The sequence below is a fragment of the Solibacillus sp. iso_87 genome (assembly GCF_056173085.1).
In genome coordinates this window covers 75,643-94,195 of sequence record NZ_CM149656.1, presented here as the reverse complement: position 1 = coordinate 94,195, position 18,553 = coordinate 75,643, and the positions used below count along the sequence as shown (strand labels likewise).

20 protein-coding genes are annotated in these 18,553 nt (G+C 38.8%); 1 reads left to right on the top strand and 19 read right to left on the bottom strand.

The features are described 5' to 3' along the window. Nucleotides 1-46: 46 nt before the first annotated feature. From yabQ to spoVT, 6 genes are all read right to left on the bottom strand, one after another. On the bottom strand, nt 47-508 hold the full coding sequence (gene yabQ / locus AC0VXV_RS00440; protein ID WP_079523122.1) for a spore cortex biosynthesis protein YabQ: 462 nt from the start codon (nt 506-508) through the stop codon (nt 47-49). Beyond that, nucleotides 505-846, bottom strand: coding sequence for a sporulation protein YabP (gene yabP / locus AC0VXV_RS00435; protein WP_051032350.1), 342 nt, complete (start codon nt 844-846; stop codon nt 505-507). The genes yabQ and yabP overlap by 4 nt, the downstream gene beginning before the upstream one ends. Nucleotides 847-890: 44 nt before the next feature. Beyond that, complete coding sequence (locus tag AC0VXV_RS00430; protein ID WP_475529887.1) at nt 891-1,181, bottom strand: RNA-binding S4 domain-containing protein; 291 nt, start codon at nt 1,179-1,181, stop codon at nt 891-893. 5 nt (nt 1,182-1,186) lie between these two features. Then, nucleotides 1,187-2,653, bottom strand: coding sequence for a bifunctional methyltransferase/pyrophosphohydrolase YabN (gene yabN / locus AC0VXV_RS00425; protein WP_475529886.1), 1,467 nt, complete (start codon nt 2,651-2,653; stop codon nt 1,187-1,189). Between the two features lie 9 nt (nt 2,654-2,662). Further along, the gene (locus AC0VXV_RS00420) at nt 2,663-4,267 is read right to left on the bottom strand and encodes a putative polysaccharide biosynthesis protein (protein ID WP_475529885.1); all 1,605 of its coding nucleotides are present in this window, start codon (nt 4,265-4,267) and stop codon (nt 2,663-2,665) included. A 114-nt stretch (nt 4,268-4,381) separates the two neighbouring features. Further along, nucleotides 4,382-4,918: a stage V sporulation protein T gene (gene spoVT / locus AC0VXV_RS00415; RefSeq protein ID WP_079523126.1), complete on the bottom strand. Its 537-nt coding sequence runs from the start codon at nt 4,916-4,918 to the stop codon at nt 4,382-4,384. 246 nt (nt 4,919-5,164) lie between these two features. Between spoVT and AC0VXV_RS00410 the strand changes: the two genes are divergently transcribed. After that, complete coding sequence (locus AC0VXV_RS00410) at nt 5,165-5,476, top strand: hypothetical protein (protein ID WP_475529884.1); 312 nt, start codon at nt 5,165-5,167, stop codon at nt 5,474-5,476. 73 nt (nt 5,477-5,549) lie between these two features. On the opposite strand, the gene mfd is transcribed toward AC0VXV_RS00410, so the two are convergent. The 13 genes from mfd to veg all read right to left on the bottom strand — a co-directional run bounded on the left by mfd (nt 5,550) and on the right by veg (nt 18,440). Beyond that, nucleotides 5,550-9,062, bottom strand: a complete 3,513-nt coding sequence (gene mfd, locus AC0VXV_RS00405; RefSeq protein WP_475529883.1) for a transcription-repair coupling factor — start codon at nt 9,060-9,062, stop codon at nt 5,550-5,552. An 84-nt stretch (nt 9,063-9,146) separates the two neighbouring features. Next, nucleotides 9,147-9,374: an anti-sigma-F factor Fin family protein gene (locus tag AC0VXV_RS00400; RefSeq protein ID WP_079523129.1), complete on the bottom strand. Its 228-nt coding sequence runs from the start codon at nt 9,372-9,374 to the stop codon at nt 9,147-9,149. A 59-nt stretch (nt 9,375-9,433) separates the two neighbouring features. Next, nucleotides 9,434-9,997 (bottom strand): aminoacyl-tRNA hydrolase, encoded by a 564-nt coding sequence (pth, locus tag AC0VXV_RS00395; RefSeq protein ID WP_039967424.1) that lies wholly within the window; start codon nt 9,995-9,997, stop codon nt 9,434-9,436. A gap of 72 nt (nt 9,998-10,069) precedes the next feature. Further along, complete coding sequence (locus tag AC0VXV_RS00390) at nt 10,070-11,281, bottom strand: MFS transporter (protein ID WP_475529882.1); 1,212 nt, start codon at nt 11,279-11,281, stop codon at nt 10,070-10,072. A gap of 127 nt (nt 11,282-11,408) precedes the next feature. Then, complete coding sequence (locus tag AC0VXV_RS00385; protein ID WP_413080035.1) at nt 11,409-12,062, bottom strand: 50S ribosomal protein L25/general stress protein Ctc; 654 nt, start codon at nt 12,060-12,062, stop codon at nt 11,409-11,411. A gap of 166 nt (nt 12,063-12,228) precedes the next feature. Further along, entirely contained in the window at nt 12,229-13,188 is a 960-nt protein-coding gene (locus AC0VXV_RS00380; protein WP_079523132.1) for a ribose-phosphate diphosphokinase, read from the bottom strand. Between the two features lie 26 nt (nt 13,189-13,214). Next, complete coding sequence (gene glmU, locus AC0VXV_RS00375; protein WP_475529881.1) at nt 13,215-14,585, bottom strand: bifunctional UDP-N-acetylglucosamine diphosphorylase/glucosamine-1-phosphate N-acetyltransferase GlmU; 1,371 nt, start codon at nt 14,583-14,585, stop codon at nt 13,215-13,217. Nucleotides 14,586-14,869: 284 nt separating this feature from the next. Continuing rightward, the gene (gene spoVG, locus AC0VXV_RS00370) at nt 14,870-15,169 is read right to left on the bottom strand and encodes a septation regulator SpoVG (protein ID WP_475529880.1); all 300 of its coding nucleotides are present in this window, start codon (nt 15,167-15,169) and stop codon (nt 14,870-14,872) included. 320 nt (nt 15,170-15,489) lie between these two features. Continuing rightward, entirely contained in the window at nt 15,490-15,864 is a 375-nt protein-coding gene (locus AC0VXV_RS00365; RefSeq protein ID WP_251691549.1) for a RidA family protein, read from the bottom strand. A gap of 1 nt (nt 15,865) precedes the next feature. Beyond that, nucleotides 15,866-16,693 carry a pur operon repressor gene (gene purR, locus AC0VXV_RS00360; RefSeq protein WP_079523135.1) on the bottom strand — a complete coding sequence of 276 codons (828 nt, stop codon included), beginning with the start codon at nt 16,691-16,693 and terminating at the stop codon, nt 15,866-15,868. 71 nt (nt 16,694-16,764) lie between these two features. Next, nucleotides 16,765-17,631, bottom strand: a complete 867-nt coding sequence (gene ispE / locus AC0VXV_RS00355) for a 4-(cytidine 5'-diphospho)-2-C-methyl-D-erythritol kinase (protein ID WP_475529879.1) — start codon at nt 17,629-17,631, stop codon at nt 16,765-16,767. Nucleotides 17,632-17,886: 255 nt separating this feature from the next. After that, nucleotides 17,887-18,075 carry a small, acid-soluble spore protein, alpha/beta type gene (locus tag AC0VXV_RS00350; protein WP_079523137.1) on the bottom strand — a complete coding sequence of 63 codons (189 nt, stop codon included), beginning with the start codon at nt 18,073-18,075 and terminating at the stop codon, nt 17,887-17,889. A gap of 107 nt (nt 18,076-18,182) precedes the next feature. After that, a complete protein-coding gene (gene veg / locus AC0VXV_RS00345) occupies nt 18,183-18,440 on the bottom strand; it encodes a biofilm formation stimulator Veg (protein ID WP_008408296.1) in 258 nt (85 codons plus the stop codon). Between the last annotated feature and the right edge of the window lie 113 nt (nt 18,441-18,553).

Sequence of the window (18,553 nt, the reverse complement as noted above, 5' to 3'; positions counted from 1 at the left end):
TTCCGTCTCCTCCCTCACAATCAATAGTTGTTATCATTATACGAGTTCACTGCTGTGTTTTAAAGTTTTTTAACAAATATTTCTTGAAAAACTTAATAAAGGGACGGCAAATAAATAATACGATCCCTATTAATAGTTTTATAATATTTTTAACCAGCTTAACTACTACATGTCCAATAAAAAAAACCGGCTTCACAAATAAATTTATACACACTCTTCCAATAAAGCGGATAATTTTTTGGAACAGCAATTCATAAGTTGCAATTCCGGCGATTTGGGCAAGTGGATCAACTACCCGCCATTGCCCTCCTTTTACTATAAATAATAAATAAAATGTAGTAACCCCTAGTATTAACCAGACTATCCATTCTAAAATCCAGGTAATACGTCGAATATTTTTTAGAGGGATACGATTTACATTAATTCGGATACAATCGATTATTGCACCTACAGCAACTCCGCTTATAAACATGACAAGAATGCTTATAAGCTGCGCACTCATCATCATCCAAACAATTTATGAAGGAAACTTTTCGATAAGCCACTCTCGCTTTCATCGTATTGGAATTGCTTCACTTCCCCTTCTAACGTAAGTAATCCCTTGTCCACGTCTAAATGAACAATACGCAGTTCCTCACCACGAATCAATAAATGACCCTGTGATGTATTCACATAAAATTCTTCCTGATCAAATCGTTCGATACTTTTAACAGATGTCATGTCCATCCGTTTACGATTACGTACCGTTACTAAGTGATCTCCTGACGAAATGGTATAGCGTGCGCTTTCTTGATGAATAGTCAATGCAAGTCCCCCTTTGAGCTTATAGTTGTACACTATATGCATCAACGAAAGGAAGCATGACTCAAAAAGTTGGTCATGCCCTATTCTTATTCTTCATCATCAATAAATTCAGGCTCAACTTTCTCTAAACGCTCTTCTTTTATTATTGTGAACATTTTTAATGCATCTTCTTTTTTCACATTTTCACGGATTTCCTCTACACGTGCCGTTACGATTTTTTGACCGAAACGAATTGCCAGCTCATCTCCTACTTTTACGGCACTGCTTGCTTTTGCTACTTTATCATTGATCGTAATACGGCCTTGCACCGCTACTTCCTTTGCTAATGTCCGACGTTTAATTAAACGTGAAACTTTTAAAAATTTATCTAAGCGCATCCCATTTACTCCCCTTTTTCCAGTTGTTTTGCTTCATTCCAAAATGCATTCAGCTGCTCTAAAGTAAAATCACTGAACGCTTTGCCGCTCTTAGCTACACTTTGCTCAATAAAATGAAAACGACGTGCAAATTTTTCGTTGGCATGTAGCATCGCTTCTTCAGGTGATATTTTATAAAAGCGTGCGATGTTCACAAGTGTGAATAGTACATCCCCGAATTCATCGGTACGGCTTATTTCGTTACCTTGCGTTATTTCGTCGCGAAATTCTTGCCATTCTTCCGTAAACTTCTCCCATGCATCGTCAGCATTTGGCCAATCAAAACCAACTGTCGCCGCTTTTTTCTGGTAGTTGTATGATGTTTGAAGCGAAGAGTACGGGCTATATTCGTTCTTTAATAATGGTTCGTCATCAGCATTGCCTTTTTCCTGCTTTTTAATTGCTTCCCAATTGGCTACTACAGTTTCCGCATCTTCTGCAGTCACATTCCCAAAAACATGCGGGTGGCGGCGAATCATTTTTTCGCTAATCGATGCAAGCACTTCTTCCAATGTGAAATAACCATTATCTTCCCCAATTTGCGCATGTAAAAACACTTGTAAAAGGACATCGCCAAGCTCTTCAACCATAGCAAAGTCATCTTCGGCATCGACCGCTGCTAAAAACTCATGCGCTTCTTCCAATAAGTATTTTTTCAATGATTCATGCGTTTGCTTCTGATCCCAAGGACAGCCGTCTGGGCCACGCAACGTCGCAATAATTTGACGGAATGTTGTCCAGTCCCGTAATGCCTCCTCATCAGATTGAACAGGCGGCACATATACCGTCGTTAAATTGTTGATCTCAGCTGCCTGATCTAGCTCATGAAGCGGCACAGTACGCAATGACTCCTGTGAAGACCCCGCTGCTGTAACAATCGTTACCGGGTAGTCATCACGGTATTTTTCCATCAATGTGAGCTTTACTTCTGACGCACTGAACGAATCATACACTTGGGCAATCAAAATGTGCTGACGCATGTTCATATCATGAATAGACATGCTCGTCCCGTCCAATAGTTGAAACCCTTCAATCGGATCAATTTTTAAAGCGCCGAAAATCGGGTCCAAAAAGCTTTGCCCGCCCTCGATTATAAGCTTGATCTGCCCGTTGCGGTCCGCTTCAATTAAATGCTGGACCGTCTGTTCTGCTACGAGCGGATGTCCCGGAACAGCATACATAATGTCCTCTCGTGCTACAGCTTCGATAAGACGCTTTGCAATTTCTTCATATACGGGACCGAATGAGCCATGTTTGATATACACATCATCAAAGCTCATAACCTCGATTCCTTCCCGTTTTAAGTCCTGGATGACAGGATGGTCCTCTGTTCGGACATATAATTTTTGGGCTGCTTTAATTTTTTTATAAACACCCATTTGCATTTGTTCAAAATCGGCTGCTCCTAAGCCAATAACGGTTAATTGATTCAAGTTATACACCTACTTCTTTCGATTTAACAATAGTTGAAATGCAGCCATTCTCCTGCCGAGCGGGATTAAAAACCAATCCTTTTCTGTTAATATACGCATTTTCGCGACTGCTGTAATAAAAGCCCCTGCGCCAAGCATGACGAGCACACCGCTGTATATAAGTGCATCAAAGCGACTAAACAAGCCGGTAAACAAGCTGTTTAAGCTGTAAACAGCACCTTGTACGACGACGATCATGACAAGACAGGCAATGGCCAGTTTTTTATAAAACGCGCGATTCGCCAGGCGGATCGCCGTCAATTTTTTTAAATAAATTATAAGTGCAGCAGCTGTAAAAATCAGTCCGATATTACTCGCTATTGCCGCGCCTAACACATCATAATGCGGGATTAAAATAATGTTCCCTATACATTTTAATACGATTCCGAGCCCTAAAAAAACGGCAGGCCCCTTTAATTTACTATAACCCTGTAAAATTGCTGTAAACGTTAAAATAATCGATAATGGAATAATTTGAAACGAATAAAGCTTCAACACATTTGAATTGGCATCCGTTTTAAACAGCATTTGATTCACATAAGGCATAACAAGTATTAATCCGAATGCCGCAGCAACTCCAAATATGAGGGAGCTCCGGAAAGTCAATTGGATAAACGGCTTTGCACCGCGACCATGAGGCTGATTTGCCTTTAATGCAACGAGCGGCACAATGGCCAGGGATAAAGAGGTTGCAATAACGATTCCAAGCTGTACAAGCGGTTGTCCGCGGTCATAAATCCCCTTCACTTGCATCGCTTCTAGTGCAGGCATTCCCGAATGAACAAGCATTTTATATATCGTAAAGGAATCTACAAGCTGGAAGCATAATAATAGCAGCGCACTCATACTGATCGCGATACTGTATAATGTGACCTCTTTTAAAATCGGCCATATTTTTACACGGACTATTTTTCCGGATGGCTGATACTGCCGTTTCAAAAAGTAGAGCAGCAGGACAATACCTGCTATTTCCCCGACAACTGTACCGAGCATCGCCATTTTCCCTGCTGCGTAAACAGATTGTGTGTACTGCAGCAAAACAATTGTTCCGACTAATATAATCGATACCCGAATCATCTGTTCGAACACTTGAGCATAGGCAACCGGCTGCATTTTACTTTCCGATTGGAAGTTGCCCTTTAAGACAGCAAGCAGTGGCATACATAACGTAATAAAAGAGCCAACTTGCAATAGCCCTGCCAGCTGAGGATCTTCCATCAAATTAGCTAACGGCTGCGCACCAAAAAATAACAGACAGAAGAAGATAAGGGCCAATGCTGTTAAATAGTAAAAGATAATGCGCGATACAGATCGTCTATCTTCATATGTACCACCACGCCCTTCAATATCAGCGAGCATTTTTGAAATGGCAACAGCAAATCCGCTTGATGTCCATACGACAAAAAATGAGATAAACGGGTACACTTGCTGATACACATAAAACCCTTGGTCACCTACTAAGTTTTGATAAGGAACCCGGTAGATGGCACTTAATATTTTTACTAATAGCGCCGCTACTGTCAGAAGAAGAGCGCCCTTCATATAATTTTTCATACCATAACTTTGCGAAGTCATTCTATTTCCTTCCTCTATTTCATACAATGAACTAATTATATCATGAAAACCATTTGCTAATTTTACTCGAGGAATTAAAAAAACGCCCATTAATATGGACGTTTTGAAGTGATTTTAGTTTTCCATTTGCTTTGCTAAAAAGTTGGCTGCTGTTTCAGCAGTTTTTTGTTCGACTTCACCGATAAAATGGGCCCGTGATATTAAATAAATTGCACCAATCGGATCTCCATTCGAAACTATCGGTACGATGCAATACGACTTCACTTGTTCATACTGTCCTGCTACAAGTTCAATCGACATCTCCAGCTTCTCACTTACAGGTGACCTGTTTTTGATAATATCTTCTGCAAATACTGTTAAACGTCTCGTCACATAATCTTTTTTCGAAACGCCTGCAACGGCTATTACTTCATCTCGGTCACTTATTAAAGTTGGGGTACCTAATGTTTCAAATAATGATTCCGCATATTGTTGTGCGAATTCGCCTAAGTCATTAATTGGCGAATATTTTTTTAAAATCACTTCTCCTTCGCGATCCGTATAAATTTCAAGGGGATCCCCTTCACGGATACGAAGTGTTCTTCTGATTTCTTTTGGGATAACAACACGACCTAAATCATCGATGCGGCGAACTATTCCTGTTGCTTTCATCGTTCATGTTCCCTCACTTTCCATCAATTCACAGCATGATGCTCCTAGTATGGAAAGAAATACATGAAACTATGCATTGTTCGATAAGGATAAAATAATATTTCGCATATGCTGATACAAATATGATGAAGTACCTATTTTTATGTAACCTGTTATAGGAAATTACAACGTTTTCGTTCATTTTATGTTTTGTTTTTATGAAAGAGGCAATAGACAAAATAAAACAATCTTTTTGGAGGTGCAGTAATGGTAAGAGTCGATCGTATTACATCAACACCGGATGCATATCGCCAGCAACAATATTATGCAGGCACTCATTTAGCCTATTACCCGGATTTATCGAAGGAACGGTCTACAGCTATTTCAAAATTTGAAAACGGTATTTTTAAACGTTACTTAGAAAAGCCAAATGGCCAGCGCGATTTAGTTTCTGCTTCCATGGCAAGAGAAAAACAGCTATTAGAGATGCGTGAAGAACACCGTAACCGCGAAGAACTGCTCCAACGCTTAAATTATTCGAATGGAGTACATTATAGTGTGCAACACTCCTTCTTATAATTCATTTTCTGTATCCAAACGAAAAGAGAGGAAATGTTAAAAGTCGTAAACTTTTAACATTCCCTCTCTTTTTTTATGAATCTTTTTTCGCAGACGCAATAATTTGCATCATTTTTTCTACTACATCAAATGGCAGGTGATTCCCGCACTTATTGTAATCTACTGTAATTACTAGCTGTGTTCCTTCCATTCCAAAGCCGACTGCACGACCAAACTCCATTGATTGCTCAACGATTTGCGCACCGTTTGTATTGGCCGTTCCTTCTTCTGAAAGAATAATAGATACAACCTGCTGCTTTTCTTTTATTGAAAGCACATCTGCCTCTTTCGCCCAGACTTTCATACGGGCCACTCGCATCAGACGCTCTGTTTCAACCGGTAAATCTCCAAAGCGGTCTTGCAGTTCATCGATAATTTCCAAATAATCCTCTATGCGTTCCATCGCCTTAATCCGTTTATACATCTGGATTTTTTGGTAGCCATCCGGAATATACGCGTCTGGAATGTACGCATCAACATGCAGCATAATCTCGACATCCTGCTTCTCTTCTCTCTTCACTCCGGTACGACGTTCTTCAACTGCTTCTTCCAGCATTTGAGAATACAAATCAAAACCGATTGAATCGATAAAGCCATGCTGCTGAGCACCAAGTAAATTCCCGGCACCACGAATCGATAAGTCACGCATCGCAATTTTGAAGCCTGATCCTAATTCCGTAAATTCTTTTACTGCCTGCAAACGCTGCTCTGCCACTTCAGTAAGAACTTTATCACGTTCATACATAAAATACGCATAGGCAATACGATTTGAACGCCCTACACGTCCTCGTAACTGATACAGCTGGGAAAGACCCATACGATCGGCATCATGAACAATTAAAGTATTTACATTTGGAATATCTACACCTGTTTCGATAATCGTTGTTGTGACAAGTACATCATACTCACCTTCTATAAATGATAAAATAACCGATTCAAGCTTCGCCTCTGTCATTTTCCCATGCGCAAAGGCAACTCGTGCATCCGGAACAAGCATCTGAATTTCTTCTACTCTTCTTGTAATATCCTCTACACGATTATATAAATAAAACACTTGTCCACCGCGCGCCATTTCACGTTCAATCGCTTCACGTACAAGGGCTCCGTTATGTTCCATTACATACGTTTGGACAGGGAAGCGGTTTTGTGGCGGTGTTTCGATAACCGACAAGTCACGCACTCCTACCATTGACATGTGCAGTGTACGCGGAATAGGTGTTGCAGTTAACGTCAGTACATCGACATTTGTCCGCAGCTGCTTAATCTTCTCTTTATGTGTTACACCAAAGCGCTGCTCCTCATCGACAATAAGCAGGCCTAAATCTTGATATACTACATCCTTCGATAGAATACGGTGTGTACCAATCACCATATCAACTGTACCTTCTTTTAAACCTTTTAATGTGTCTGTCTGCTGCTTTTTCGTGCGGAAACGACTAAGCAGCCCTACATTGATTGCATAGTCTTCAAAACGCTTCGAAATCGTTTCATAGTGCTGTTGCGCCAAAATCGTAGTCGGCACTAAAAAAGCCACTTGTTTGCCATCTAAAATAGCTTTAAATGCAGCACGAATTGCTACTTCTGTCTTTCCGTATCCTACATCTCCGCAAACGAGGCGATCCATTGGACGTTCCCGTTCCATGTCCTTTTTCACTTCAGCGATTGTGCGTAACTGATCTTCTGTCTCCTCATATAGGAAAGCCGCCTCAAAGCTTCGTTGTTCATCGGAATCCGGAGAAAAGGCATAACCTTTTTCTGCTTCTCGCTTTGCATAAAGTTTGATTAAATCATCTGCAATATCCTGTACTGCATTCGATACTTTCTTATGTGTTTTCTTCCATTCCGTACCGCCGAGTTTATGAAGTTTCGGTTCTTTTTCACCTGATGGCACATAACGCTGAATTAGTTCGATTTGATCTACAGGTACATATAACTTATCGTCCTCACGGTAGCGTACATGCAAATAATCTTGATGTGTACCATTCACAACAAGTGTTTCAATGCCAATATATTTCCCGATCCCGTGATGTACGTGTACAACATAATCGCCTGATTTAATTTCGGTATAAGACTTTATTCGCTCTGCATTTGTCATCTGCTGTGGTCGTGATTTTTTCTTAGCCTGTTGTTTAAAGAGTTCATCATCCGTAACAACCGCTATTTTCTGTAATGGCAGCTCAAAACCTGACGACAATGCCGTATTGACTAAATAAATACCCGGTGCATCAACATAACCGATTGTTGACGCAATATGATAATCATCCAGTAAATTTTGCATCGCCTTTATCCGGCTTTCTGAACTGGCCGTAAATAACACGATGAATTTTTCGTTTGACCAACGTTCAATTTCATTTTGCAGTAAAGCAATTTGTCCGTGGAATTGCTGCATCGGTTTACAGGAGATGTTGATTGTCTTTTTAAGGGTGATGCCTGCAAATGATCTTGTGAATAATGCGAAATACATTTTCTGCTGTTTCAGCATTGAAAGCACTTCTTTTAATGAATGGGATGGCTTTACATCGTGAAGCATTTTGCCCCCTTCAATCAATGAAATAAACCATTCATTTTCTTCACGTTCCCAGGCTTCCATCACTTCCTGAATACGGCCCAATTCATCAAATAAAACAAGACCGTCCTCTTTAAAGTAATCGCCTAAAAAGTACGGCTGCTCAAATAAAAGCGAGCCATATTTTGCAATATGATCCGGCAGATGGCCAAGACGCAGCAGCTCAATATCATGTTGAATATTTTGCATGAGCAATTCCTGCGTCTCCTTTTTACGCACCTTTTTTAAACTAGCTGCCAATGACACTTCCAGGCGTTCTGCAAGTTTTATACGCTCTTCCTTCGTTAAAAGAAGCTCTGTGGCAGGGAAAATTTTGATTTCATTTAATTTTTCAATTGAGCGCTGATTATCGGCTGAAAAAGTACGAATTGAATCTACTTCCGTATCAAATAGTTCAATACGGATCGGATCCTGTTCATATGGCGGATAAATATCCAAAATCCCGCCGCGCATCGCAAACTCACCTGGTGTTGTAACCATTTCACTTCTCGTATAGCCCATTTCAACAAGCTTATCTAACCAAATATTGATGTCGACATCCTGACCTAAAGAAGTGTAAAGTTCGTATCCAAGCCACTTTTGAGGTGAGCTTAACATACTGCGCATACCTGCAACCGGAATAATATAGATTCCGCGTTCCTGATTGACTAAACGCCCTAATGTAGCAATACGCTGTGCACGCAGCTCATGGGAAGAAGTCGTCATATTTGCTGCGATAAACTCCTCAGCAGGGTAATAATGGACATGCCCTTCACCAACTAATGCAGTCAAATCATCTACCAACTTTTGCGCCTGCAATAGGTTTGAGGACACGATATAAATCGATTTATTTGTCTCTTGATAGATTGTATGGATCAATGAAGGTCTTGCACTTCCCGTTAACCCCGTAATCAGGTGATCGTTTGCTTGATTCTTTTGAATTTGCTCTATCATATTATCAATCTGTTTATCTTTTTTAAATATTTGATGTATCGTATCCACGTCTAGTCCCCCTTCTCTTTTTCGATAAATGAAAACGGAAATGGAAAAAGCCTTGGCGCAGTTTATGCGACCAAAGCAACTCCTCTACTGTAACCATCTTTTTAACGCATAGTAATCGGGAAACTGACGCAATGAATCTTCACAATGCTCACAAATGCTGTAAACGGTCGTTTCTCCCCGCTCATTTTTTTTAATGAATTCATCAATTTCACCTATTTCAAACAAATGAAGCTTTTGAACCGTTTCTTCTGCATCGAAAGGCAAAGTACCAATCTCTACCTCACAATGTCTACAGCGGTAGCGTACAGGCATCTCCCATGGCCTCCTTTAAACACTTATGTATATTAAAGTCTAACCATTTTTTGATTAATTTATGCGCCGTTAAATTTGTTCATCACTTCTAAAAACGGCTTTGTTAAAGCTGTTTCCACAGCATCACAGCTCTTTTCTACAGCTTCTTTTACAATTGGCTGATCCTCTTTTGAAAATTTGGCCAATACGTAATCCGCGACTTTCATACCTGCTGGCGGGCGGCTGACTCCGACACGGATTCGGTTAAATTCCTGTGTCCCTAAGTGCTGAATTAATGACTTAATCCCGTTATGTCCCCCAGCACTTCCTTTGCCGCGTAATCTTAACTTACCCGTTTCCAGATCTAAATCATCATAAATAACAATAATATCTTCAATTTCTATATCAAAATAATCCATTAGAGGTCTAACACATTCTCCTGATAAATTCATATATGTTAGCGGCTTCAATAAAATGACTTTTCCTTCAGGACGATGAACCGTTGCATACATACCATTAAATTTAGTTTGATTTAATGGTGCATTCCATCGATTGGCTAATTCATCAATCACATCAAAACCTATATTATGGCGTGTATGTTCATATGGTTTTCCCGGATTTCCTAAACCAATAATTAATTTCACTAGTAATCGCATCCTTTTTCTCTAATCGCCTTTATTTTATCATATATGCTCCTGAAAAGTATGTATCGTCCTCTAGTATTGTGACAATGATTTCTCGCGCATTTTCCTTACAATGAAGAGCACCAAAAAGCCTACTGCTGCAAAAAAGCGAACTGCTGTCGATAAATACATCGCTGTTTCCATCGAGTAAGTTTCGAGCAGCCAAATTCCGATTTGCGGAGAAGAAAACGCGATGACTGCCAGCAGCACATTATAAGTTGTTATACAATATGTGCGGACTTCCTGCGGTGAATTTTCCAGCAATAAATTAAATAATATTAAAACCGTTCCTGAAACAAACAATCCGGAAAGAAAGGACATTGCGACTAAATAATAAAGGTTAGTCGATAAAACCATCAGTAATGGTGCTGTCGACATACCAAAAGCAACCCAGACGAATACACTCATATTGCCATATTTTTGCGACCATTTTCGCCAAAGTGAAAATGAAAAAATTTGGGCAATCATATTTGCAACATTGAACATACTAATCCAAAAGATTGTCGCTTCTGCATAACGAACATTATAAATATTAAAAACACCCCATGCCATTTGCCAGCCAAAGTTAAAAACAAGCGCAACAATTAAAAACAGGACATATTTATTGTCTTTAAAAATCGACCAATCCATTGCACGTTTCTTTTCCACATTTAGTTCACGCGCCGGTTCATCATGCTTTAATAAAAAATACAGTTCAACAACCCCGATAACAAACGTAAACATGAATAGTATTTGATAAGCTATCCGATTAGCGGTCATGTCTTTCATAACGATGCCAATCGTTAATGTAACAAATAGGCCTACTACTGTAAGCAATCGATTACGGTCACTGAAAAACTGGGCTCGACGCGTTTCCTCAATAATATTGCCGATAAAAGACTGCCAGCCCATATTAGCCATCGTATTCGGTACACTCATCGCAGCAATCAGGCCAAGCAGCAGCCATGAACCAAAACTGCCTGGTACATAACTAATAAAAGCAATTAGCAGGAAAACAAAGCGTGCTGCCAATACGGAGAAAGCAACAAGCCTTTTTTGTTCAAATGCACGGTTTAGTAAAATGGCAGCCGGCAACGTCATTAGCAATGTAATTAACGGTGGCAAAGAACTGATCAAACCGACCTGATAATTTGTCGCACCAAGAATCGTCATTGCAAAAATCGGAATATAGCTGTTTGAAGTATTTTGTGCAACAGCAGATGCCATCCCATGGTAAATACTCATTTTTTCATTATGTGTTCTCATAAAGACCTCTAATTTTTCTTAATATTTACTCATCTCCATTTTATTATACTTATTTTCTTTCGGATGTCGAAGTATTTTTTTAGCATTAAAAAACCGCTCTATATAATAGAGCGGCCTGTCCAATTGCTTAATCTTCTCTACCTGGTTTTTCAGGCGATAATTTTTCTCCCGTTGCATCAAGATCATCGGCTGTTACATTATCTGCATTTGCATCAACATCTTCAACTGGTGCTGCTGGCGGTGTTACCGTTGCTAATGTGTAGTCATCATTATCTACAATCGTAAACGCTGTAAATTGATCCCGAACATTACCCACAGATAACGATTCACCAACTGCTAATTCGGATACATCGATTTCAATTGTGTCTGGAATTTCGCTTGGCTTCACTTTAATTTTCAATGTATGGTTAGGTTGAGTAATTACTCCACCTTCTTTTACACCAACTGAAGTTCCGATAAATGCGATTGGAACATCCACTTCAAGTTCTTCTTTCATATTGATAGCAAGGAAGTCAACGTGCTTGACATGTCCTTTTAGTGCATCACGTTGGATATCAGTAAGTACTGCATTTACTCTTTTCCCGCCTACTTCAATTTTAAACACGCTTGTTGAACCATATGTTTGAACTGCTTTAGCAGTGTCTCTATAATCCAACGAAATTGGTGTTGTTTCAGTTTCATAGCCATACAGCACGCCTGCCAGTTGGCCTTCATTTCTAAGTTGGGTTAATATCGAACGTTTCCCAGTTTCTCGCTTCGTTGCTTGTAATACTGTAGTCATATTCCATCGTCCCCCTTAAATAATTATACAAAGATACATTTACCCTATCTTTGTCCACCCTAAACTTAATAAATTGTCAGATTTTTTGAAGATATTTGCCTGTAAAGATACTAGGAAATAAAAAAACAGCCTAGGAAATAATATTCCTAAGCTGTTTTGCTATTGATTAGTCAAATAATGTACTAACAGATTTATTTTCGTAAATACGAGAGATTGCATCTGCCATTAATTTAGCAACTGATAATTGCTGAATTTTTGGAGAAAGTTTTTCTTCGGATAATTGAATTGTGTTTGTTACAACTAATTCTTTAATTGGAGAATTTTCAATACGCTCAATTGCTGGACCTGATAATACAGGGTGTGAACAACATGCGTAAACTTCTTTAGCACCGCTCTTAATTAATGCCTCTGCACCAATCGTAATCGTACCTGCCGTATCGATAATATCATCGATTAAAATACATACTTTACCATCTACATTACCAACAATGTTCATTACTTCTGCCACGTTTGGTTTTGGACGACGCTTATCAATAATTGCGATCGGAGCTTTTAAGCGCTCTGCTAATTTACGCGCACGTGTTACACCACCATGGTCTGGAGAAACAATAACTAATTCCTCTTCATTAAATCCTTTTGTCCCGAAATGTTCAGCAAGTAGTGGTACAGCCACTAAATGGTCGATTAAAATATCAAAGAAACCTTGAATTTGAGGTGCGTGTAGATCCAATACGATTACACGAGTTGCACCTGCAGTTTCAAGTAAGTTTGCCACTAATTTAGCAGTGATTGGTTCACGCGCTTTTGCTTTACGGTCTTGACGTGCATAGCCATAGTAAGGCATAACAACGTTTACTGTACGAGCAGATGCACGTTTAACAGCATCAATCATAATTAAAAGTTCCATTAAATGCTCATTAACAGGTGCAGAAGTAGATTGAACAATAAATACATCCATTCCTCGAATACTTTCTTCAATGCTAATTTGGACTTCTCCATCACTGAAGTGTTTAACAGATGATTTCCCTAGTTCTAGACCCATTTCATCGGCAATCTCTTTGGCAAGTGGATTGTTAGAATTTAATGAGAAGATTTTTAATTTTGAGTCAGCGTATTGATACGGCATGATGGCCTCCTGTATTTTAGTTAATTTTATTTTGAATTTAATTTACTTACATAGCCTAATTTGTTTTCCTGACGAGCACGTGCAATCGCCAATGCATCTTCCGGAACTTCTTTAGTAATTGTCGACCCCGCAGCAATGAAAGAACCTTTTTTCAATGTTACCGGAGCAACTAAGTTCGAATTACATCCAATGAATACATCGTCTTCAATAGTTGTTTTATATTTGTTTTTACCGTCGTAGTTAACAGTGATCGAACCGCAGCCAATATTTACGTTACTGCCGACGTCTGCATCGCCAATATAGCTTAAATGAGACACTTTCGTATCATCACCTAAAGTACTCTTCTTCACTTCAACGAAATTACCAATTTTCACATGGTTTCCTAATGAAGATTCCGGACGTAAATGTGCAAACGGACCTACTGCTGTTTCATTGCCGACTTGGCTGTTTAACACAACTGAACTATGAATCGTTGTTGCATTACCAATTTGACTGTCTACAATATGGCTATTCGGACCGATTTTACAATCTTCGCCAATAACCGTATTTCCTTCAATGATCACTCCAGGTAAAAGAACCGTATCACTTCCGATTACAGCGTCTGCACTAATATGTGTGGAAATCGGATTAATAATCGTTACACCATTGCGCATATGACGTTCGTTAATACGTGCACGCATAAGCTCCTCAGCTTGAGACAGAGCAAAGCGGTCATTTACGCCAAGCGTTTCATCAAAGTTTTCTGTTACATAAGCTGCAACTGTTTCACCTTGCTTTTGTAAAATTTCAATAACATCCGGTAAATAGAATTCACCTTGTGCATTTTCATTTTTTACGAGCTTAAGTGCTTCAAACAATGCTTCATTATCGAAGCAGTACGTGCCTGTATTAATTTCTTTCACAAGCTGCTGTTCAGATGTAGCATCTTTTTGTTCAACAATTTGCGACACTTGTCCATGTTCGTTACGTAAAATACGACCATAGCCAGTCGGGTCATCTGTAACCGCTGTCAAAATAGTTGCTTTTGCATTTTGAGATGCATGTTGATCAAGCAGTGCCTGCATTGTTTCAGGGCGAATTAAAGGAGTATCACCACATACGACAAGTGTAGTTCCGCTAAGTCCGCTTAAAATCGGCTCAGCTTGCTGAACTGCATGCGCTGTACCTAGTTGTTCTTCTTGTAAAACATACTCACTCTTATTTCCAAGTGTTTCTTTTACCAGCTCTGCACCATGTCCTACAACAGTTACGACACGCTCAACATTTAATGAGCTGATATGATCGATTACATGTTCCACCATTGGCTTTCCGCATACTGGGTGAAGCACTTTATATAATTTGGACTTCATTCGTGTACCTTGACCAGCCGCTAGCACGACCGCAAAAATATTCGTCATATTACAAGTCCTCCAATTTAGCTCATTTTCTCTTATGACTATAAAGCAATTTCATAATCTTTTCAAGGTATTCAGACTTGACAAATGTTTGAATTTAAAATATCTATAATAGTTTGACACATTTTCTTTTGTGTACTAATTCAGCAAAATTTTACGTTAAAAAGTAAATAATCAGTATATTTTCGACCTTATTGTTGTTTTTTCTTTTCTGTTATAGAACATTTCTGCATATAAAATATTTCATAAAAAAAAGAGCCTCCTCATATGAGTGACCCTAATTAATATTAAACATTCACTTCTTCAAGCTCCAAAGTTTCCTCTGTAGTTTCCTCAGCAGATGTATGGAAAGCTTCCAAAACGATTTCTTGAATTTTATTACGCGTATTCGAATTAATCGGATGTGCAATATCGCGGAATTCGCCATCTGGTGTTCTTTTGCTAGGCATAGCTACAAATAAACCAGTATTCCCGTCAATTACACGAATATCATGGATGACAAATTCATCATCTAGCGTAATTGAGGCAATTGCACGCATACGTCCTTCTGTTTGAACACGTCGTAGTCTTACGTCAGTTACTTCCATTATTTATACCCCCTGTAGTTTGATGTGTAATTTTTAGTATTCGGGATGAAAGATTATAATCCTTCTATCATCCAGAAAATTTCTAAAAATACATCATTTATCAATAGAATACAATATAATGTAATTTTTTTCTATCTACAATTTTTATAATTATTAAAATAAACTAAATATTCTACTTATTTATGAGGATTTTCTTTATAACTGCTGTAAATAGAGTCAAAATATTTTTTTAGTAAAAAAAAACCACGTCTTTTCTAAAATTAGAAAGCCGTGGATTTAAGCTATAAACAATATTATTCAAAATTAGAACAAAGAAATTATTATTTTACTAATGCAATGACTTCAATTTCAACTTTTACATCTTTTGGTAAACGGGCAACTTCTACTGCAGAACGAGCTGGCTTGTGCTCACCAAAATGGCTTGCATACACTTCATTCATTATAGCGAAATCATTCATATCTTTCATAAATACTGTTGTTTTAACAACTTGGTTTAAAGAAGAACCGGCTGCTGCTAAAACAGCTTTTAAGTTTTCGAATACTTGATTTGTCTGTACTTCGATATCGCCTTCTACAAGTTCCCCTGAAGCTGTCAGTGGAATTTGGCCTGAAGAATAAAACATGTTATTTACTACAATACCTTGTGCATATGGACCGATTGCTGCTGGTGCATTTGTTGTTGAAACTGTTTTCATTTTAATTTCTCTCCTTTTGAAAAAAATTACCTTCACTTAATGCAATTGTGCGATCTTTCTCATTTACTTCCTGTAGTTTTACTAAAGAATAGTAATCATCTACTAATGTAACATCAGCATGCTGTGCTTCTACTAATACAGCGATACCCGCCAACTCACATTCGAATTCTTCCAGTAAGTTCTTCATACCATTCATCGTGCCACCGACTTTCATAAAGTCGTCGGTAATTAATACACGCTGGCCACTTTTCATACTACGTTTTGATAAAACCATCGTTTGAATACGACGAGAAGATCCTGATACATAATTAATACTCACTGTTGAACCTTCAGTCACTTTGCTGTCACGACGTACAACAACAACCGGGACATTTAAATGTCTTGCAATCGCATGTGCAATTGAGATCCCTTTTGTCGCTACGGTCATAATGACATCAATTTGACGATCTGCAAACACGCTCGCAAATACTTTACCTACGCGATTCATCAATTCCGGATTTCCTAAAAGATCCGTCATAAATAAATAGCCACCCGGTAATAGTCGATCGGATTGACTAAGTTCTCCCATAAATTCCCCAATTATATCACGAACTTCTTGTTCCGCCATTTTAGGGATATATTTAACACCGCCTGCTGCACCAGGTACGGTAATTAAAAGCCCAATTCCTTTTTCTTCGAATGTTTCCTTTACAATTGTTAAATCTTCACTGATCGAAGACTTTGCAGAACTGTAAAGCTCAGAAAAATAAGTTAGCGGGATCAACTGATGTGGATGCTCAAGTAGATAGTAAGTCATATCTACAAGGCGTTCACTGCGCTTCCATTTCATGCGACCCTCTCCTAAACACTAATTATTAAAATACGAATATTTAATAGTCAAATTACCATAATTATACGTATTTATGCAAGTGGATTTCGTTCCCCTAACATACGTACTACATAAACTTCCTCACAAAAACCACGTAACCCATTATATATTCGGCTGACACGTGCTTCATTTTCCACTAGCCCAAATACTGTCGGACCACTTCCGCTCATTAGTACCGCGTCGGCACCAAAGCGCTGCATTTGTTCTTTAATTGTTATAACTTCCGGATGAAGCTTAAATGTTACAGTTTCCAAAACATTTCCAAGTGAATTGCACATTAGCTCATAATCTTCCGTTTCAATTGCCTTAATCATTTCTTTCGTGTTTGGATGCTGTAGCCCTTCAATATTCAAGCCACCGTATACATCCGCTGTCGATACGCCAATTTTCGGCTTGGCCAAAACGACCCAGCAAGTTGGAGGTGCGGATAGTTCTTTAATCTTTTCCCCGCGCCCTGTTGCTAAAGCTGTACCGCCATAGACGCAGAATGATACGTCAGAACCGATTTTCGCTCCATGTTCCGCAAGCTCGTCCAACGTTAAATTTAGATTCCAAAGCTCATTTAAACCGCGCAATGTAGCCGCTGCATCACTGCTTCCACCCGCTAGACCCGCAGCTATAGGAATTTGCTTCTCAATTGAGATGGTTACGCCTTCTTTAATACCGTATGTATTTTTTAAAAGCTCTGCTGCCTGGTAAGCAAAATTCCGCTGATCATCCGGAACAAAATTATCTGTCGAAGCAATTTTAATTTGGCCGTCTGCTCGTGATTCCAGTCCAATTCGATCTGCCAAATCGACCGTTGTCATAATCATTTCCACTTCATGATAATGATCCGGACGTTTATAAAGCACATCGAGTGTTAAGTTAATTTTTGCGGGTGCTTTTACATATAACATTAAAAATTCCTCCTACTATATAAGGCACGCATAATATGTAATACGCGATTAAAATTCTATTGCCCCTATTTTACCATACGGAAGCCTTGTATTATGCACGAAAACATTCACTTTTCTTGGCTAATTATCGTAAAAAAAATGCATGCCGGACAATTCAGCAGTAAGACATTCTAAGGATTAAGTAAATTGCTTTCCTGCAATCAAAATAACACCACCGTAAGCGAGAACCTACGATGGTGCCATCTTTGTGTCAACTTATTTTTGGTTGTTCTGCGATTGTCTAGCTAAGTTTTCTTGAGCCATTTCAACCGCACGTCTTACCATGTTTCCTGCATCACGGGCTTTAATACCGCCCCAACCCTCACGTTGAACTACGTCGTAAAATCCAAGTTCTTTTGCAATCTCTTCCTTTAGACGACTCGACATGATTTTTTGTCTTGCCATGCAAAAAACCTCCTTTTCGTTGACGCTTTTAGCATGTGCAAAAAAGAAAAAAACACTCACTTTAAATGAGCGCTTTTTTAAAAATATTAAAATAAGTACTAGAAAAACTATTTGATGGTAGCTACAGCATCATCTAAAAAAGTAATCTCTACTGCTTCGGTAAGTATATCTGTGTAACTGTAAGATACGCGCTTACACGCATTATCTTCCTGCTTTAGTTCAATAACGAACACTGCATGGTAAGTGTCACTTAAGACGCCTTCGCATTCAATTGTTTTCTTGCGACCACCATTTGCTTTTAATTGCAAACGTTTACCCAAATGACTATCCAATGATTTTTTAATGTCTGCTAACGTTTTTGGCATTTTCGCATACACCTCACTATAAAATAGTGTACCATGATGTAGTTGAAATGTCAATAAAATATAATATTTTATCACCGTGATACAATGTCGTCAACTTTTTTCTTAAGATTTCT

Bases quoted from the DNA above. Each gene is read 5' to 3' on its own strand.
- yabQ (WP_079523122.1), bottom strand. From the start codon at position 508: ATGATGATGAGTGCGCAGCTTATAAGCATTCTTGTCATGTTTATAAGC.
- yabP (WP_051032350.1), bottom strand. From the start codon at position 846: ATGCATATAGTGTACAACTATAAGCTCAAAGGGGGACTTGCATTGACT.
- AC0VXV_RS00430 (WP_475529887.1), bottom strand. From the start codon at position 1,181: ATGCGCTTAGATAAATTTTTAAAAGTTTCACGTTTAATTAAACGTCGG.
- AC0VXV_RS00420 (WP_475529885.1), bottom strand. From the start codon at position 4,267: ATGACTTCGCAAAGTTATGGTATGAAAAATTATATGAAGGGCGCTCTT.
- spoVT (WP_079523126.1), bottom strand. From the start codon at position 4,918: ATGAAAGCAACAGGAATAGTTCGCCGCATCGATGATTTAGGTCGTGTT.
- AC0VXV_RS00410 (WP_475529884.1), top strand. From the start codon at position 5,165: ATGGTAAGAGTCGATCGTATTACATCAACACCGGATGCATATCGCCAG.
- AC0VXV_RS00400 (WP_079523129.1), bottom strand. From the start codon at position 9,374: ATGCCTGTACGCTACCGCTGTAGACATTGTGAGGTAGAGATTGGTACT.
- AC0VXV_RS00390 (WP_475529882.1), bottom strand. From the start codon at position 11,281: ATGAGAACACATAATGAAAAAATGAGTATTTACCATGGGATGGCATCT.
- AC0VXV_RS00385 (WP_413080035.1), bottom strand. From the start codon at position 12,062: ATGACTACAGTATTACAAGCAACGAAGCGAGAAACTGGGAAACGTTCG.
- AC0VXV_RS00380 (WP_079523132.1), bottom strand. From the start codon at position 13,188: ATGCCGTATCAATACGCTGACTCAAAATTAAAAATCTTCTCATTAAAT.
- glmU (WP_475529881.1), bottom strand. From the start codon at position 14,585: ATGACGAATATTTTTGCGGTCGTGCTAGCGGCTGGTCAAGGTACACGA.
- spoVG (WP_475529880.1), bottom strand. From the start codon at position 15,169: ATGGAAGTAACTGACGTAAGACTACGACGTGTTCAAACAGAAGGACGT.
- AC0VXV_RS00365 (WP_251691549.1), bottom strand. From the start codon at position 15,864: ATGAAAACAGTTTCAACAACAAATGCACCAGCAGCAATCGGTCCATAT.
- purR (WP_079523135.1), bottom strand. From the start codon at position 16,693: ATGAAATGGAAGCGCAGTGAACGCCTTGTAGATATGACTTACTATCTA.
- ispE (WP_475529879.1), bottom strand. From the start codon at position 17,631: ATGTTATATGTAAAAGCACCCGCAAAAATTAACTTAACACTCGATGTG.
- AC0VXV_RS00350 (WP_079523137.1), bottom strand. From the start codon at position 18,075: ATGGCAAGACAAAAAATCATGTCGAGTCGTCTAAAGGAAGAGATTGCA.
- veg (WP_008408296.1), bottom strand. From the start codon at position 18,440: ATGCCAAAAACGTTAGCAGACATTAAAAAATCATTGGATAGTCATTTG.